Source organism: Streptomyces anthophorae (assembly GCF_049310305.1).
In the GTDB taxonomy this organism is placed as follows: domain Bacteria; phylum Actinomycetota; class Actinomycetes; order Streptomycetales; family Streptomycetaceae; genus Streptomyces.
This window is the reverse complement of record NZ_JBLWQQ010000001.1, coordinates 5,906,313-5,920,786: the sequence shown is the minus strand read 5'-3', so window position 1 is coordinate 5,920,786 and position 14,474 is coordinate 5,906,313. Positions and strand designations below refer to the sequence as shown.

Sequence of the window (14,474 nt, the reverse complement as noted above, 5' to 3'; positions counted from 1 at the left end):
GCGGTCAGCCCTTCCCGAGGAGCAGCCGGGCTTCGCCGACCGTGATCACGGAACCGGTGACGAGCACTCCCCCGCCCGCGTACTCGCCCTCTTCCTCGGCGAGCGTGATCGCGGCCTCGATGGCGTCGTCGAGGCGGGGTTCGACCTGGACGCGCTCGTCGCCGAACACCTCCACCGCGATGCCCGCCAGCTCGTCGGCGTCCATCGCGCGGTGGCTGGAATTCTGCGTGACGACGATCTCCGCGAAGATCGGCTCGAAGGCCTCGAGGAGCCCCCGTACGTTCTTGTCGCCACTGGCGCCGACGACACCGATGAGGCGGCTGAAGTCGAAGACCTCGCCGATCGCCTCGGCGGTGACGCGGGCGCCCGCCGGGTTGTGCGCGGCGTCGAGGACGACCGTCGGCGAGCGGCGCACGACCTCCAGGCGGCCCGGCGAGGTGGCCGAGGCGAACGCGGTGCGGATCGTGTCGATGTCGAGCGGGCGCGCGTGCTGCGAGCCGATGCCGAAGAACGCCTCGACGGCGGAGAGCGCCACCGCCGCGTTGTGCGCCTGGTGCGCGCCGTGCAGCGGCAGGAAGATGTCCTCGTACTCGCCGCCGAGCCCGCGCAGCGTCACCAACTGGCCGCCGACGGCGACCTCGCGGCGGACGACGCCGAACTCCAGGCCCTCGCGGGCCACCGTCGCGTCCGTCTCCACGGCCTTCTTGAGGATCACCTGCGCCGCGTCCACCGGCTGCTGCGCCATGATCACGGAGGCGTCCTGCTTGATGATCCCGGACTTCTCGCCGGCGATCTCGCCGGGCGTCTCACCGAGCCGGTCGGTGTGGTCCAGGTCGATGGGGGTGATGACGGCGACCGAGCCGTCGATCACGTTCGTCGCGTCCCAGCTGCCGCCCATGCCGACCTCGACGACCGCGACGTCCACCGGGGCGTCGGCGAAGGCCGCGTAGGCCATGCCGGTCAGCACCTCGAAGAACGAGAGGCGGTACTCCTGCTGCGCGTCGACCATCTCGACGTACGGCTTGATGTCGTCGTACGTCTCGATGAAGCGCTCGTGGTCGATCGGGGCGCCGTCCAGGCTGATCCGCTCGGTGATCGACTGGACGTGCGGCGAGGTGTACCGGCCGGTGCGCAGGTCGAAGGCCGTGAGCAGGGCCTCGATCATGCGGGCCGTGGACGTCTTGCCGTTCGTGCCCGTGATGTGGATCGAGGGGTACGCCTTCTGCGGCTCGCCCAGCACGTCCATCAGCGCGGCGATGCGGCTGACGGACGGCTCCAGCTTCGTCTCGCCCCAGCGGGTGGCGAGCTCGGCCTCCACCACCCGCAGCGCCTTCTCCACCTCGGGGTCCTGCGGGCGGGCCGGGATCCCGTCGCCCTGCGGCGGGGCCGACTGGGCGCGCAGGGTGCGGCTGCCCGCCTCGATCACCGCGAGGTCGGGGTCGCGGGTGGTCTCTTCGCCGACGATCTCTTCGAACTGGTCGGCGTCGTCGGGGTTGTCGGGAAGGCCGTTGTCGCTGCTGTCGCGCGGGGGGAGGTCACTCACGCATGCCAGTCTACGGAGGTCCACCGACAGCGCGCCCGACACCACCCGTCGTCCCGTTTCGGGACTTTCGGCCTGTCCGTTTCGGGACCTTGGTCCCTCCGGAACGGTCCACGGCCCGGCAAACTTGCTGATCATGGACATAGGCATCGATCTCGGCACCGCCAACACCCTTCTCTACGTACGCGGTCAGGGCATCGTGCTGAACGAACCCTCGGTCGTCGCCGTGAAGGCGGCCGGGAAGCCGGGCGGGAAATCGGGCGGCAGGCCGGGCGGTCGCGGCGACGTGCTCGCCGTGGGCAGCGAGGCGAAGGAGACCATCGGGCGCACGCCGGGCTCGATCACCGCGATCCGGCCGCTGCGGGACGGCGTGATCAGCGACTACGAGGCGGCCGAGGCGATGATCCGGCACTTCGTGCGCAAGGCGGTCCCGGGGCGCCGGCCCCGTATCCGCATGGTGGTGTGCGTGCCCAGCGGGGTCACGCCCGTGGAGCGGCGGGCGATCGAGCACGCGGCGCAGCGGGCCGGGGCGAAGACCGTGCACCTGATCGAGGAGCCGATGGCGGCGGCGATCGGGGCGGGGCTCCCGGTCGCGGACCCGCGCGGGTCGATGGTCGTGGACATCGGCGGCGGCACGAGCGAGGTCGCCGTCATCTCGCTTGGCGGCGTGGTCACTTCGCAGTCGCTGCGGGTCGGCGGCGACCGGTTCGACGAGGCGATCACGGACTACGTGCGCAAGGAGCACGGGCTGCTGATCGGCGAGCGCACGGCCGAGGACATCAAGGTCGCGATCGGCTCGGCGTGGCCGGTGCCCGGCGAGGAGGCGTTCGAGCTGCGGGCGTTCACGGTGCGGGGGCGGGAGAAGGTGGCGGGCCTCCCGAAGACGGTCGAGCTGACGGTGCGCGAGGTGCGGGCCGCGCTCGACGAGCCCGTGGAGGCGGTCATCGCCGCGGTGAAGGCGACGCTGGAGGAGTGTCCTCCGGAGCTGTCGGGGGACGTGATGGAGCACGGGATCGTGCTGACGGGCGGGGGCGCGCTGCTCCCGGGGCTCGACCTGCGGATCGCCTCCGGCACGGGCATCCCGGTGTTCGTCGCGGACGATCCGCTGGACAGCGTGGCGCTGGGGTGCGGGAAGTGTGTGGACGACTTCGACGGGTTGCAGCGGATGCTTGCGGCGTAACCGGGTCTGTCCGGTGGGTGCGGTGTTGCTGTGGTTGCGTTCTTTTGCGCAGTTCCCCGCGCCCCTGAAAGCACCTGTCTACGTCCTCGCCGGGAAGGTTGCCTCGACCTCGTACGTGGCCGAGTCCGTGCGGCCCGCGCTGAACGTGCCGCCCAAGGACAGGACGCGTTCCGCCATGCCGGCCGTGCCGGTGCCCGCCGAGACCGGGGGCAGGGTGGGGGCGTCCGTCGGCAGCGGGTTGGCGACCGTGACGTGGAGGCGGTTCGCCGCGACCGTCACCGTGACGGACACCGGCTGGCCGGGGGCGTGCTTCGCGGCGTTCGTGAGGCACTCCTGGACGACGCGGTAGACCGCGGCCTGGCGCAGCGGGGACTGGGCGCGGGCGGCGGCGTCCACGTCGACGGCGACCTCGTTGCCGGCCGCCGCGCTCTCCTCGGCGAGCCGGGGCAGCGCGTCGAGGCCGGGGGTCGGCGTGCCGCCCCCGGTGCCGCGGCGCACCACGATCTCGTTGAGCAGCAGATGGGCCCGCCGCGCCGTCTCGGACAGCTCGTCGAAGTCCGACTCCCAGCGCTCGCCGCGGGCCCGCCGCGACAGCACCTCCGCCCGCACCGACAGCATCGTCAGCTCGCGGCCCACGAAGTCGTGCACGTCGCCCGCGACGTCGGAGCGCTCCTGCTGCACGGCCTGGAGCAGCGCGGTCTCGGCCCCCTTGGCCTCCAGGGCGCGGACGAGGTCGATGCGGCGCGCGGCGATGCCGACACCGGTGGCGAGCACCCCGATGGGCACGGCGAGCGCGAGGAACTGGCTGACGCTCTCGCCGCCCCGGTGCGCGGGCCATTCGAAGAGCGCGTACGCGGCGCAGGCCCAGACGAGGTAGAGGCAGCAGGCGAGGACGCCGGAATTGCGGCCCCGGTAGCGGGCCACGGAGTACAGGGCGAACTGGATCAGCGTCACATCGTGCAGCCAGCCCAGGAAGACCATCCCGACGGCGAACGACAGCCAGGGCCCCCACGGCCCGCGCCTGCGCAGCAGCAGCGTCGCGGCGCCGAGGGCCAGCACGAGCGTGGCGGAGGTCCCGTTGAGTGCGTTGTCCGCCCGGGCGAGGCCGGGGATGTCCAGGCCCATCAGGGCGAAGCAGCCGACCGCCGTGACGAGGTCGACGGCGTGCGGGGTGCCGCGCCAGCGCTCCAGACGCGACCAGAGACGGCCGAGGCGCCGGCCCGCGACGGTCGTCGCCGCGCCGCTCGTCGCCGGCCCGTCGGCCTCGTCGTGCATGGAGCTCCGTCCCTCCGTGACTGCGCGCCCGGTACGTCCCTTTAATACCCCGGCCGGGCACGACCGGGCATCTCGTGCCGCCTGCCCGGAACGCGACAGGGCCCCCGGAACCCTGCGGTTCCGGGGGCCCTGGGACGCGTACGGTCAGGCCTGCGGCAGCCGGTCCAACTGCGCCTGGATCCGGGCGATGTCCTCGTCCGCCTTGGCGAGCCGGCCCTTGATCTTGTCGACCACCTGGTCCGGGGCCTTGGCGAGGAACGCCTCGTTGCCCAGCTTGCCCTCGGAGGCCGCCTTGTCCTTCTCCGCGGCGGCGAGGTCCTTGGCCAGGCGCTTGCGCTCGGCCGCGACGTCGATCGCGCCGGACAGGTCGAGCGCCACCTCGGCGCCCGCGACCGGCAGCGTGGCGGTGGCCGTGAAGCCCTCGCCCTCCGGCTGGAGCTTGAGCAGCTGGCGGATCGCCGGCTCGTGCGCGGCGAGCGCCGTGCCGTCCAGGCTCAGGCGGGCCGGGACGCGCTGGCCCGCCTTGAGGCCCTGGTCGCCCTTGAAGCGGCGGACCTCGGTGACGACCTGCTGGAGCGTCGCGATCTCCTGCTCGGCGGCGTCGTCACGGAAGCCGCTGTCGTTCGGCCAGTCGGCGATGACGACCGACTCGCCGCCCGTGAGCGTCGTCCAGAGCGTCTCGGTGACGAACGGGACGATCGGGTGCAGCAGCCGCAGCATGACGTCCAGGACCTCGCCGAGGACCCGGCCGGACACCTTGGCCTGCTCGCCGCCCGCCATGAACGTCGTCTTCGACAGCTCGACGTACCAGTCGAAGACCTCGTCCCACGCGTAGTGGAAGAGCGCGTCGGAGAGCTTCGCGAACTGGTAGTCGTCGTAGAACGCGTCGACCTCGGCGACCGTCTTGTTCAGGCGGGAGAGGATCCAGCGGTCCGTCGCCGTCATCTCGGACGGCTCCGGCAGCGGGCCCTCGACGGTCGCGCCGTTCATGAGCGCGAAGCGCGTCGCGTTCCAGATCTTGTTCGCGAAGTTCCGGGACGCCTGGACCCAGTCCTCGCCGATCGGGACGTCGATACCCGGGTTGGCGCCGCGGGCGAGCGTGAAGCGCAGCGCGTCGGAGCCGTAGGTGTCCATCCAGTCCAGCGGGTTGACCGCGTTGCCGAAGGACTTCGACATCTTCTTGCCGTGCTCGTCGCGGACCATGCCGTGGAACGCGATGGTCTTGAAGGGGACCTCGCCGTCCATCGCGTACAGGCCGAACATCATCATCCGGGCGACCCAGAAGAACATCAGGTCGTAGCCGGTGACCAGGGCCGAGTTCGGATAGAACTTGGCCAGGTCCTCGGTCTGCTCCGGCCAGCCCAGCGTGGAGAAGGGCCACAGGCCCGAGGAGAACCAGGTGTCCAGGACGTCGGTGTCCTGGTGCCAGCCCTCGCCGCTCGGCGGCTGCTCGTCGGGGCCGACGCAGACGATCTCGCCGTTCGGGCCGTGCCAGACGGGGATGCGGTGGCCCCACCACAGCTGGCGCGAGATGCACCAGTCGTTGAGGTTGTCGACCCAGTCGAAGTAGCGCTGCGACAGGTCGGCGGGGTGGATGTTCACGCGGCCGTCGCGGACCGCGTCACCGGCGGCCTTGGCGAGCGTCTCGACCTTGACCCACCACTGGAGCGAGAGCCGCGGCTCCAGCGTCGTCTTGCAGCGCGAGCAGTGCCCGACCGAGTGCACGTACGGGCGCTTCTCGGCGACGATCCGGCCCTCGGCGCGCAGCGCGGCGACGATCGCGGAGCGCGCCTCGAAGCGGTCGAGCCCCTCGAAGGGACCGTGGGCGGTGATGACGCCGCGCTCGTCCAGGACCTCGATCGCCTCGAGGTCGTGGCGCTGGCCGATCGCGAAGTCGTTCGGGTCGTGGGCGGGGGTGACCTTGACGGCGCCGGTGCCGAACTCCGGGTCGACGTGCGTGTCCGCGACGACGGGGATCGTGCGGCCGGTCAGCGGCAGCTTGATCTGCTTGCCGATCAGGTGCGCGTACCGCTCGTCGTCCGGGTGGACGGCGACCGCGGTGTCGCCCAGCATCGTCTCGGCGCGGGTGGTCGCGACGACGATGGTGTCCTCGCCCTCGCCGTACTTCATGGAAACGAGCTCGCCGTCGTCGTCCTGGTAGTCCACCTCGATGTCCGAGATGGCCGTCAGGCAGCGCGGGCACCAGTTGCTGATGCGCTCGGCGCGGTAGATCAGGTCGTCGTCGAACATCTTCTTGAAGACCGTCTGGACCGCGCGGGACAGGCCCTCGTCCATGGTGAAGCGGTCGCGGCTCCAGGCCACGCCGTTGCCCAGGCGGCGCATCTGTCCCGCGATCTGGCCGCCGGACTCGGCCTTCCACTGCCAGACCCGCTCGACGAACGCCTCACGGCCCAGGTCGTGGCGGGACAGGCCCTCCTTGGCGAGCTCGCGCTCCACCACGTTCTGCGTGGCGATGCCCGCGTGGTCCATGCCGGGCTGCCACAGCGTCTCGTAGCCCTGCATGCGCTTGCGGCGGGTGAGGGCGTCGATCAGCGTGTGCTCGAAGGCGTGGCCGAGGTGCAGCGAGCCCGTGACGTTCGGCGGCGGGATGACGATCGTGTACGGCGGCTTCTCGCTCTTGGGATCGGCATCGAAGTAACCGCGCTCTACCCAGCGCTCGTACAGCGGCGCCTCCACTTCGGCCGGCGCGTACTGGGTCGGCAGTTCGGAGGTGGGCACTGGCGTCTGCTGCTGAGAGTTCTCGGTCACGGGGCCAGTTTAGAGGGGTTACAAGCTCGTACTGAAACCGAATCCGGTGGAACGGATCGCACCCACGTACGTCAGGATGTCGGCAGCACATAAGCAACGGGAGGGAACGCCAGTAATGAGCCACAACCAGCCGGGCCCGTACGGGAACCAGCAGCCCCAGCAGCCGGGACCGTACGGTCAGCAGCCCCAGCAGCCGGGCCCCTACGGGCAGCCGCAGCAGCCGGGGCCGTACGGCCAGCCGCAGCAGGCGCCGCAGCCCGGCTACGGTTACCCGCAGCAGCCGCCTCAGCAGGCGCCGCAGGGCGTTCCTCCTCAGCAGCCCCCGGGCGCCCCGTACGGCCAGCCGCAGGCGCCCGGCGGTTACGGCCAGCCCCAGCAGCCGGGTCCCTACGGGCAGCCGCAGCAGGCTCCGTACGGCCAGTACCCGCAGCAGCCGCCGGCCGGCGGGGGCGGCAACAAGAAGGTGCTGGGCATCGTGATCGGCGCGGTCGCCGTGGTGGCGGCGCTCGGCGTGGGTGGCTACTTCATCTTCGGTGGCGGGGGCAGCGGCGGCGGCAGCGGCTCGTCCGTGGCGGACGACGGCGCGCACAAGCTGACGACGCCGGCCACGGTCCTCGGCGAGTACCAGAAGAGCAGCTCGAACACCTCCAGCAGCGGCACCTTCAGCGACAGCGACCTCGCGGAGGCCAAGAAGTGGGGCGTGACCGACCCCAAGAGCGTGAACGCCAGCTACAAGGCGGGCTCCGGCACCTCGGTCAAGGCGATCAACTTCGGTGGCGTCTACGGCACGATCGAGGACCCGGAGAAGGTCGTCGACTCGATGTTCACCGAGATGGAGAAGAAGTCCAAGGAGGAGGCGGCCGGAGCGAGCGGCGCCAAGGTCTCCTTCGAGGGCTCGCCCCAGAAGTTCGAGCCGGCCGGCTTCAAGAACGGCGTCATGAAGTGCCAGAACGCCAAGTACGCGATGCCGGGCGGCAGTTCGTCCACCGCGGGCGTGCCGTCGAGCTTCAAGATGCCGATGTGCATCTGGGGTGACCACAGCACGGTCACGTACATCGTGTACTCCGACAGCGGCGCCATCATCTCGAAGAAGGAGCAGCCGCTGAGCGAGGCGGCCGACACGACGGCGAAGCTGCGCAACGAGGTGCGCGTCAAGTCCTGACGCTCGCACCCGCACCCCATGAGAAGGGCCCCGGTCGGATCTCCGACCGGGGCCCTTCTCGTGCCGACTGGCGTTCCGCTACGCCGACTTCTGCTCGCCGCTGCCGCCGCCGCGGGCGTCGCGCGGGATCAGCGTCGGGTTCACGTTCGAGTGAACGGCGTCCGCGGTGATGACGACGCGGGCCACGTCCTTGCGGGACGGCACCTCGTACATCACCGACTGGAGGACCTCCTCCATGATGGCGCGCAGTCCTCGCGCTCCGGTGCGGCGCAGGATCGCCTGGTCGGCGATGGCCTCCAGCGCCTCGCGCTCGAAGTCCAGCTCCACACCGTCGAGTTCGAAGAGCCGCTGGTACTGCTTGACCAGAGCGTTCTTCGGCTCGACGAGGATCTGGAGCAGCGCCTCACGGTCGAGGTTCTGGACCGCGGTGATGACCGGGAGGCGGCCGATGAACTCCGGGATCATCCCGAACTTCACCAGGTCCTCCGGCATGACCTCCTGGAACTGGTCCTTCTCCTCCAGCTCGCGCTTGGAGTGCAGGGTCGCGCCGAAGCCGATGCCCTTGGCGCCCGCCCGCGACTCGATGATCTTCTCCAGACCGGCGAACGCGCCGCCCACGATGAACAGCACGTTCGTCGTGTCGATCTGGATGAACTCCTGGTGCGGGTGCTTGCGGCCGCCTTGCGGCGGGACCGAGGCGCTGGTCCCCTCAAGGATCTTGAGAAGCGCCTGCTGCACGCCCTCACCGCTCACATCACGGGTGATCGACGGGTTCTCCGACTTGCGGGCCACCTTGTCGATCTCGTCGATGTAGATGATCCCGGTCTCGGCCTTCTTGACGTCGTAGTCGGCCGCCTGGATCAACTTCAGCAGAATGTTCTCGACGTCCTCGCCGACGTAGCCCGCCTCCGTCAGCGCCGTCGCGTCGGCGATGGCGAACGGGACGTTGAGCATGCGCGCCAGCGTCTGCGCGAGGAGCGTCTTCCCAGAACCGGTCGGGCCGAGGAGAAGGATGTTGGACTTCGCGAGTTCGATCGCGTCGTCCCGTCCGTTCGCCCCGCCGTTCTCGCCGGCCTGGACGCGCTTGTAGTGGTTGTACACCGCGACGGACAGGGCCTTCTTGGCGGCTTCCTGTCCTACGACGTAGCTCTCGAGGAACTCGTAGATCTCGCGCGGCTTGGGAAGTTCTTCCCAGCGCACTTCGCTCGTCTCCGCGAGCTCTTCCTCGATGATCTCGTTGCAGAGGTCGATGCACTCGTCGCAGATGTATACACCGGGGCCTGCGATGAGCTTCTTGACCTGCTTCTGGCTCTTTCCGCAGAACGAGCACTTGAGCAGATCGCCGCCGTCACCGATGCGTGCCACGAGGTGCTTCCCCTTCGCCTGGGAGACGCTCGCGTAAGCGGCTCCTGGTGCCTGTATCCGACGGTACCTTGCCGGGCCCCCCGTTCGGGCCCCCCTTGGCACGGTTCACTTTTACGGGAACCGTGCCGAGGGGACGGCAGACGATACAGCGCTGACTACGCGATCGCCTCGTTGTTCATCTTGCGCGTCGAGACGACCTGGTCGACCAGGCCGTACGCGAGCGCGTCCTCGGCCGTGAGGATCTTGTCGCGCTCGATGTCGTCGCGGATCTTCTCGATCGGCGTCGTCGAGTGCTTGGCCAGCATGTCTTCCAGCTGAGCACGCATGCGCATGATCTCGTTGGCCGCGATCTCCAGGTCGGAGAGCTGCTCACGGCCGGTGCCACCGGAGGGCTGGTGGATCAGCACGCGGGCGTTGGTCAGCGCCATGCGCTTGCCCGGGGTGCCGGCGGCCAGCAGGACGGCGGCCGCGGAGGCGGCCTGGCCCATGCAGACCGTCTGGATGTCCGGCTTCACGAACTGCATCGTGTCGTAGATGGCCGTGAGGGCCGTGAACGAGCCGCCGGGGCTGTTGATGTAGATGGAGATGTCGCGGTCCGGGTCCATCGACTCCAGGCACAGCAGCTGCGCCATGACGTCGTTGGCCGACGCGTCGTCGATCTGCACGCCGAGGAAGATGATGCGCTCCTCGAAGAGCTTCGCGTACGGGTCGTACTCGCGCACGCCCTGCGAGGTGCGCTCGACGAAGCGCGGCACCACGTAGCGGTTGTCGACCTGGGGGCCCTGGTACAGGCCGCTGCCGGGGAAGTTGTTCATGCTCGGTGTTCCGTCCTGGTGAAGGTGGGCTTGGCTGGCTGTGCCGACGTGATCGCGAGGATCAGGCGCCGGTGCCGCCGCCGCCCGGAACGCCCGTAGCGGCAGTGATGATCTCGTCGATGAGGCCGTACTCCTTGGCCTCGTCGGTGGTGAACCAGCGGTCGCGGTCACCGTCACGGATGATCGTCTCGACGGTCTGGCCCGAGTGGCGCGCGGTGATCTCGGCCATGCGCTTCTTCGTGCGCAGCAGGTACTCGGCCTGGATCTTCACGTCCGACGCGGTACCGCCGATGCCCGCGGAGCCCTGGTGCATCAGGATGTCGGTGTGCGGCAGCGCGAAGCGCTTGCCCGCCGCGCCGCCGGTCAGCAGGAACTGGCCCATGGAGGCGGCCATGCCCATGCCGATGGTGACGACGTCGTTCGGGATGTACTGCATGGTGTCGTAGATCGCCATGCCGGCCGTCACCGAGCCGCCCGGGCTGTTGATGTACAGGTAGATGTCCTTGTCCGGGTCGGCGGCAAGGAGCAGCATCTGTGCGGTGATCTTGTTCGCGATGTCGTCGTCGACCTGCTGCCCGAGGAAGACGATGCGCTCGCCGAGCAGCCGGTTGTAGACATGGTCGCCGAGGCCACCACCGATGGACGGCTCGCCTGCGGCGGAAGGCATCAGATTCGTCACGTATCCACCTGCTCGTCTCTGACGGCTACGCGCCGTCTCGCGTCTTTAGCTGGGTCGGGGGCCGTGCTCGGACGCCCCTGCCCTTCTCTTCATGGACCCTAACGCGCGGCCCCCTCCGGGGAATCCCGCGGATGGAACTGTTCGCTGTGAGCGCAGGTACGGCGCCACGAGGGGCACGTGTGACCGAGGCCCCCGGAACCACTGCGGTTCCGGGGGCCTCGGTCACATGTTCCGAGCGGGGCGGTTACGCCTCGTTCTTCTCCTCGGCGGAGTCGGTGGACTCGGCGGCGGCCTCAGCGGCCTCCTCCGTCTCCTCCTCGTCGTCCGAGAGGTCGACGACCTCGCCGTTGGTGTCCTTGACCGTGGCGGCCTCGACGACCGTGGCAAGGGCCTTTCCGCGGGCGACCTCGCCGACCAGCATCGGGACCTGGCCACCCTCGACGACGGCCTGGGCGAACTGGTCGGGGGACATGCCGGAGGAGGCGGCGCGGCGCATGAGGTGCTCGGTGAGCTCCTCCTGGCTGACGTTCAGCTTCTCCTTGTTGACGAGCTCGTCGAGGACGAACTGCGTCTTGATGCCCTTGACGGCCTGCTCGCTCGTCTCGGCGTCGAACTCCTCGACCGTCTTGCCCTGGATCTCGAGGAACTTCTCGAGGTTCAGGCCCATCTGGGCGAGCTGGTGGTTCTCGAGGTTGTGCTTGCGGGTCTGGACCTCGTCCTCAAGGAGCTTCTCCGGGACGGGGACCTCGACCAGCTCGAGCAGCTTCTCGAGGACGCGCTCCTGGGCCTGCGTGGCCTGGTCGTTCAGCTTCTGGTTCTCGAGGCGCTTGCGGCTGTCGGCCTTCAGCTCCTCGAGGGTGTCGAACTCGGAGGCGAGCTGCGCGAACTCGTCGTCGAGCTCCGGCAGTTCACGCTTGGCGACCTGGGTCACCTTGACGGTGACCTCGGCGTCCTTGCCCTCGGCGGAGCCGCCCTTGAGCTCGGAGGTGAAGGTGGCCTCGCCACCGGCCTCCAGGCCCTTGACGGCGTCGTCGATGCCGTCGAGGAGCTCGCCCGAGCCGATGGTGTACGAGACGCCGGAGGCGACGCCGTCCTCGAGGACCTCGCCCTCGACCTTGGCCTCCAGGTCGATCGTCACGACGTCGCCGTCCTCGGCGGCGCGCTCGACCGGCGCGGTGGAGGCGAAGCGGTCGCGCAGCTGCTCGACGGCCTTGTCGACGTCCTCCTCGGTGACCTCGGTGGCGTCGACCTCGACCTCGATGCCGGAGTAGTCCGGGATCTCGATCGTCGGGCGGACGTCGACCTCAGCGGTGAAGTTCAGCGTCTCGCCGTCCTTCAGGTCCGTGATGTCGACCTCGGGCTGGCCGAGGACGTTGAGCTCCGCCTCGTTCACGGCCTCGGTGTAGAACTTCGGGAGCGCGTCGTTGACCGCCTCTTCGAGAACCGCACCGCGGCCGAAGCGCTGGTCGATGACGCGGGCCGGGATCTTGCCCTTGCGGAAGCCCTTCACCGTGACCTGCTGGTTGATCTTCTTGTACGCCGCGTCGAGGCTGTCCTTGAGCTCCTCGAAGGGCACCTCAATGCTGAGCCGAACCCGGGTCGGGTTCAGGGTCTCGACGGCGCTCTTCACGGTGGGTCTCCTTGGGGGCTGACTTCTGGGATCTGCCCGGCTTAGAGACACACGGGCATGCAGCTTGCATAGTAACGGCACGCCGCTGCTGACCCACAATGCGATCTTGATGCGATCCTGGAGAACCCCGGGGCGGTCTCACGACCTGCGCCCGAACGCTGGTCGGGGTGGCGGGATTTGAACCCACGGCCTTCCGCTCCCAAAGCGGACGCGCTACCAAGCTGCGCCACACCCCGTCGGTGCGACACGTAGGGTACATGCCCGCAGGCAGTGCGGCGCCCGCGCTGCGGGCCGCCGGAAAGAGGGTGTGCACTCGACGCCCTCGACCCGCTACGATGCCTGCGTGCCGCGGTCACCGACCTGCGGTGCAGCCGTGCGGGCGTAGCTCAATGGTAGAGCCCTAGTCTTCCAAACTAGCTACGCGGGTTCGATTCCCGTCGCCCGCTCTATACGACTCAAGGCCAGGTCAGAGGCTATTTCCTCTGCCTGGCCTTGATCGTTTCCTAGGGACCCGTTCAGTCCTCCGCCCCCCAGGGGTTCACCAGGGTGTTACCCCTGCCTCACCTGCGGTGATTACTGATGGCTCCCATCGATCACTGCGCTCGGCTTCATCCGCACACGGGAACTGCTCGACAAACCCAGGCTCGTCGGGGGTCCTGCGGGCAGCGCTGCCGAGTGCGGGCCCGCGGGAGGGTGCGTGAAGGGCTCCCATCCCGTCCGCCGTCGACCCAGGCAGAGCCGAGCAGGCGTGGTTCATGTTGCTGTCGGCCTTGGACCATCGGGGTCTTGTCGTCGAGCTGGAACTGCACGCGGCATCCAGGCGGTCATGCGGTGCCGGGCCTGTAGCGATGGTGTGCTGCCCGCAGGGCGCGCAGCTGGTCCTCGAAGCCGAACGCGCCCACGGAGCCGGCGTACGGCACCGGAAGCCAGACGGCTTCGCCGCTGCGCAGCTTGACCACGACACGGAGATTGTGGGTACTCAGGCGACGGTCGCCGGGTTGTACCCGCACGTCCTCGAAGCGGTCGATCTCGCCCCATTCCAGTCGGTGCCACCGCAGCACTGTGCGATACCGCAGCCCGTCCTGGCCCACCTCCAGGCGGCGCCCGAGGAATCCGAAAGCCGTAAGGGTTCCCACAGCGAGGACCGAGGAGCAGGCCACCCACTCGTCGTACCCCGGAACACCGAGACCGGCCGCGACTCCTGCCCCGATCGCCGCCAGCGCGGCCAGCGCGGCCGCCCAGCGCGCGGACGCGCCCATGATGCGGAAGGACAGCTCGGCATTGCTTGTCATGCTCGTGATCCTTCCATCCGCCTGGCGCCGTGCGTAGCTTCCGACCGAGCGGGGAACCACGGGGAGTCGCGGCGAGCCTCCCGAGAACGCGCAGGCCGGCGTCTTGCCTGGTCAGAGCGGGTGTGCGTACGCGACCTTCCGGACTGGCTACGCGGGTTCGATTCCCGTCGCCCGCTCTCGTGAAAAGCCTCCGGCCCGGATCCACTCCTCGTGGACCGGGCCGGAGGCTTTTTCGCGGTCTCCGCCGGGCGCCCTGGACCGCTGCCTCAGAATTTGATCGCGCTGACGCTGTCCGCGACCGAGTTGAGGAAGTTGTTGATCGCCGGCGCCATTCCGGTCGATGCGAGGAAGAAGCCGAAGAGCACCGCGACTATGGCGGGTCCCGCCTTGATCGAGCCGCCGCGCATGAGGACGACGAGAACGATCGCCAACAACAGCACCACTGACAGCGAAATGGCCACACTGATCACACCCTAGGTCGGTCCGCTCTCCCGGCCCGGAGGGTGAAGCCGCACCCCCCGCCAGAACCATCGTGCCACCAACCCGGCGCGCCTATGCGGCCCGTGACGCATCGTCGGCCACGTACCCGCGGGTTTCGGCTTGATCGTTTCTATCGTCCCGGCCGCCCCGCACACCCGCCCCCGGCTCGGCGTGCAGGCTTTCTCTCAGTTTCCCCTTGGTTTGCACACAGGAAAATCAAGGAAAAGCGATGTCCAATTAACGCCCGCGCGGTACGGGACGAATCGGTCATTTCACCAAGGGCGGGC

Annotated in this window: 11 protein-coding genes and 3 tRNA genes; 4 read left to right on the top strand and 10 right to left on the bottom strand. The window is 69.2% G+C overall.

Going from position 1 to position 14,474, the window contains the following annotated elements; genetic code table 11:
* Positions 1–4: 4 nt before the first annotated feature.
* Complete coding sequence (folC, locus tag ACNYS0_RS26845) at positions 5–1,543, bottom strand: bifunctional tetrahydrofolate synthase/dihydrofolate synthase (RefSeq protein ID WP_422477009.1); 1,539 nt, start codon at positions 1,541–1,543, stop codon at positions 5–7.
* Between the two features lie 133 nt (positions 1,544–1,676).
* Here folC and ACNYS0_RS26840 point away from each other — a divergent pair, with 133 nt between their 5' ends.
* Positions 1,677–2,720 (top strand): rod shape-determining protein, encoded by a 1,044-nt coding sequence (locus ACNYS0_RS26840; protein ID WP_422477008.1) that lies wholly within the window; start codon positions 1,677–1,679, stop codon positions 2,718–2,720.
* A 78-nt stretch (positions 2,721–2,798) separates the two neighbouring features.
* Here ACNYS0_RS26840 and ACNYS0_RS26835 read toward each other — a convergent pair whose 3' ends face one another.
* Both ACNYS0_RS26835 and ACNYS0_RS26830 read right to left on the bottom strand, forming a co-directional pair.
* Complete coding sequence (locus ACNYS0_RS26835) at positions 2,799–3,995, bottom strand: sensor histidine kinase (RefSeq protein WP_422477007.1); 1,197 nt, start codon at positions 3,993–3,995, stop codon at positions 2,799–2,801.
* A gap of 144 nt (positions 3,996–4,139) precedes the next feature.
* On the bottom strand, positions 4,140–6,764 hold the full coding sequence (locus tag ACNYS0_RS26830; protein ID WP_422477006.1) for a valine--tRNA ligase: 2,625 nt from the start codon (positions 6,762–6,764) through the stop codon (positions 4,140–4,142).
* 115 nt (positions 6,765–6,879) lie between these two features.
* Here ACNYS0_RS26830 and ACNYS0_RS26825 point away from each other — a divergent pair, with 115 nt between their 5' ends.
* A complete protein-coding gene (locus tag ACNYS0_RS26825) occupies positions 6,880–7,926 on the top strand; it encodes a hypothetical protein (protein ID WP_422477005.1) in 1,047 nt (348 codons plus the stop codon).
* A 78-nt stretch (positions 7,927–8,004) separates the two neighbouring features.
* Here ACNYS0_RS26825 and clpX read toward each other — a convergent pair whose 3' ends face one another.
* From clpX to ACNYS0_RS26800, 5 genes are all read right to left on the bottom strand, one after another.
* The gene (gene clpX / locus ACNYS0_RS26820; RefSeq protein ID WP_385767265.1) at positions 8,005–9,291 is read right to left on the bottom strand and encodes an ATP-dependent Clp protease ATP-binding subunit ClpX; all 1,287 of its coding nucleotides are present in this window, start codon (positions 9,289–9,291) and stop codon (positions 8,005–8,007) included.
* A gap of 155 nt (positions 9,292–9,446) precedes the next feature.
* Positions 9,447–10,106, bottom strand: a complete 660-nt coding sequence (locus ACNYS0_RS26815; RefSeq protein ID WP_266719658.1) for an ATP-dependent Clp protease proteolytic subunit — start codon at positions 10,104–10,106, stop codon at positions 9,447–9,449.
* 61 nt (positions 10,107–10,167) lie between these two features.
* Positions 10,168–10,773, bottom strand: coding sequence for an ATP-dependent Clp protease proteolytic subunit (locus tag ACNYS0_RS26810; protein WP_422482788.1), 606 nt, complete (start codon positions 10,771–10,773; stop codon positions 10,168–10,170).
* Between the two features lie 256 nt (positions 10,774–11,029).
* Positions 11,030–12,415 carry a trigger factor gene (tig, locus tag ACNYS0_RS26805; protein WP_422477004.1) on the bottom strand — a complete coding sequence of 462 codons (1,386 nt, stop codon included), beginning with the start codon at positions 12,413–12,415 and terminating at the stop codon, positions 11,030–11,032.
* Between the two features lie 159 nt (positions 12,416–12,574).
* Positions 12,575–12,651: transfer RNA gene (locus ACNYS0_RS26800), tRNA-Pro, on the bottom strand.
* Between the two features lie 139 nt (positions 12,652–12,790).
* Between ACNYS0_RS26800 and ACNYS0_RS26795 the strand changes: the two genes are divergently transcribed.
* Positions 12,791–12,861: transfer RNA gene (locus ACNYS0_RS26795), tRNA-Gly, on the top strand.
* 378 nt (positions 12,862–13,239) lie between these two features.
* On the opposite strand, the gene ACNYS0_RS26790 is transcribed toward ACNYS0_RS26795, so the two are convergent.
* On the bottom strand, positions 13,240–13,707 hold the full coding sequence (locus ACNYS0_RS26790) for a hypothetical protein (RefSeq protein ID WP_422477003.1): 468 nt from the start codon (positions 13,705–13,707) through the stop codon (positions 13,240–13,242).
* A 116-nt stretch (positions 13,708–13,823) separates the two neighbouring features.
* Here ACNYS0_RS26790 and ACNYS0_RS26785 point away from each other — a divergent pair.
* Positions 13,824–13,883 (top strand) — tRNA-OTHER (locus ACNYS0_RS26785).
* Between the two features lie 90 nt (positions 13,884–13,973).
* Here ACNYS0_RS26785 and ACNYS0_RS26780 read toward each other — a convergent pair.
* Entirely contained in the window at positions 13,974–14,168 is a 195-nt protein-coding gene (locus tag ACNYS0_RS26780; RefSeq protein WP_399230785.1) for a hypothetical protein, read from the bottom strand.
* Positions 14,169–14,474: the final 306 nt, after the last annotated feature.

Bases quoted from the DNA above. Each gene is read 5' to 3' on its own strand.
- ACNYS0_RS26835 (WP_422477007.1), bottom strand. From the start codon at position 3,995: ATGCACGACGAGGCCGACGGGCCGGCGACGAGCGGCGCGGCGACGACC.
- ACNYS0_RS26815 (WP_266719658.1), bottom strand. From the start codon at position 10,106: ATGAACAACTTCCCCGGCAGCGGCCTGTACCAGGGCCCCCAGGTCGAC.
- ACNYS0_RS26825 (WP_422477005.1), top strand. From the start codon at position 6,880: ATGAGCCACAACCAGCCGGGCCCGTACGGGAACCAGCAGCCCCAGCAG.
- ACNYS0_RS26810 (WP_422482788.1), bottom strand. From the start codon at position 10,773: ATGCCTTCCGCCGCAGGCGAGCCGTCCATCGGTGGTGGCCTCGGCGAC.
- ACNYS0_RS26790 (WP_422477003.1), bottom strand. From the start codon at position 13,707: ATGACAAGCAATGCCGAGCTGTCCTTCCGCATCATGGGCGCGTCCGCG.
- ACNYS0_RS26840 (WP_422477008.1), top strand. From the start codon at position 1,677: ATGGACATAGGCATCGATCTCGGCACCGCCAACACCCTTCTCTACGTA.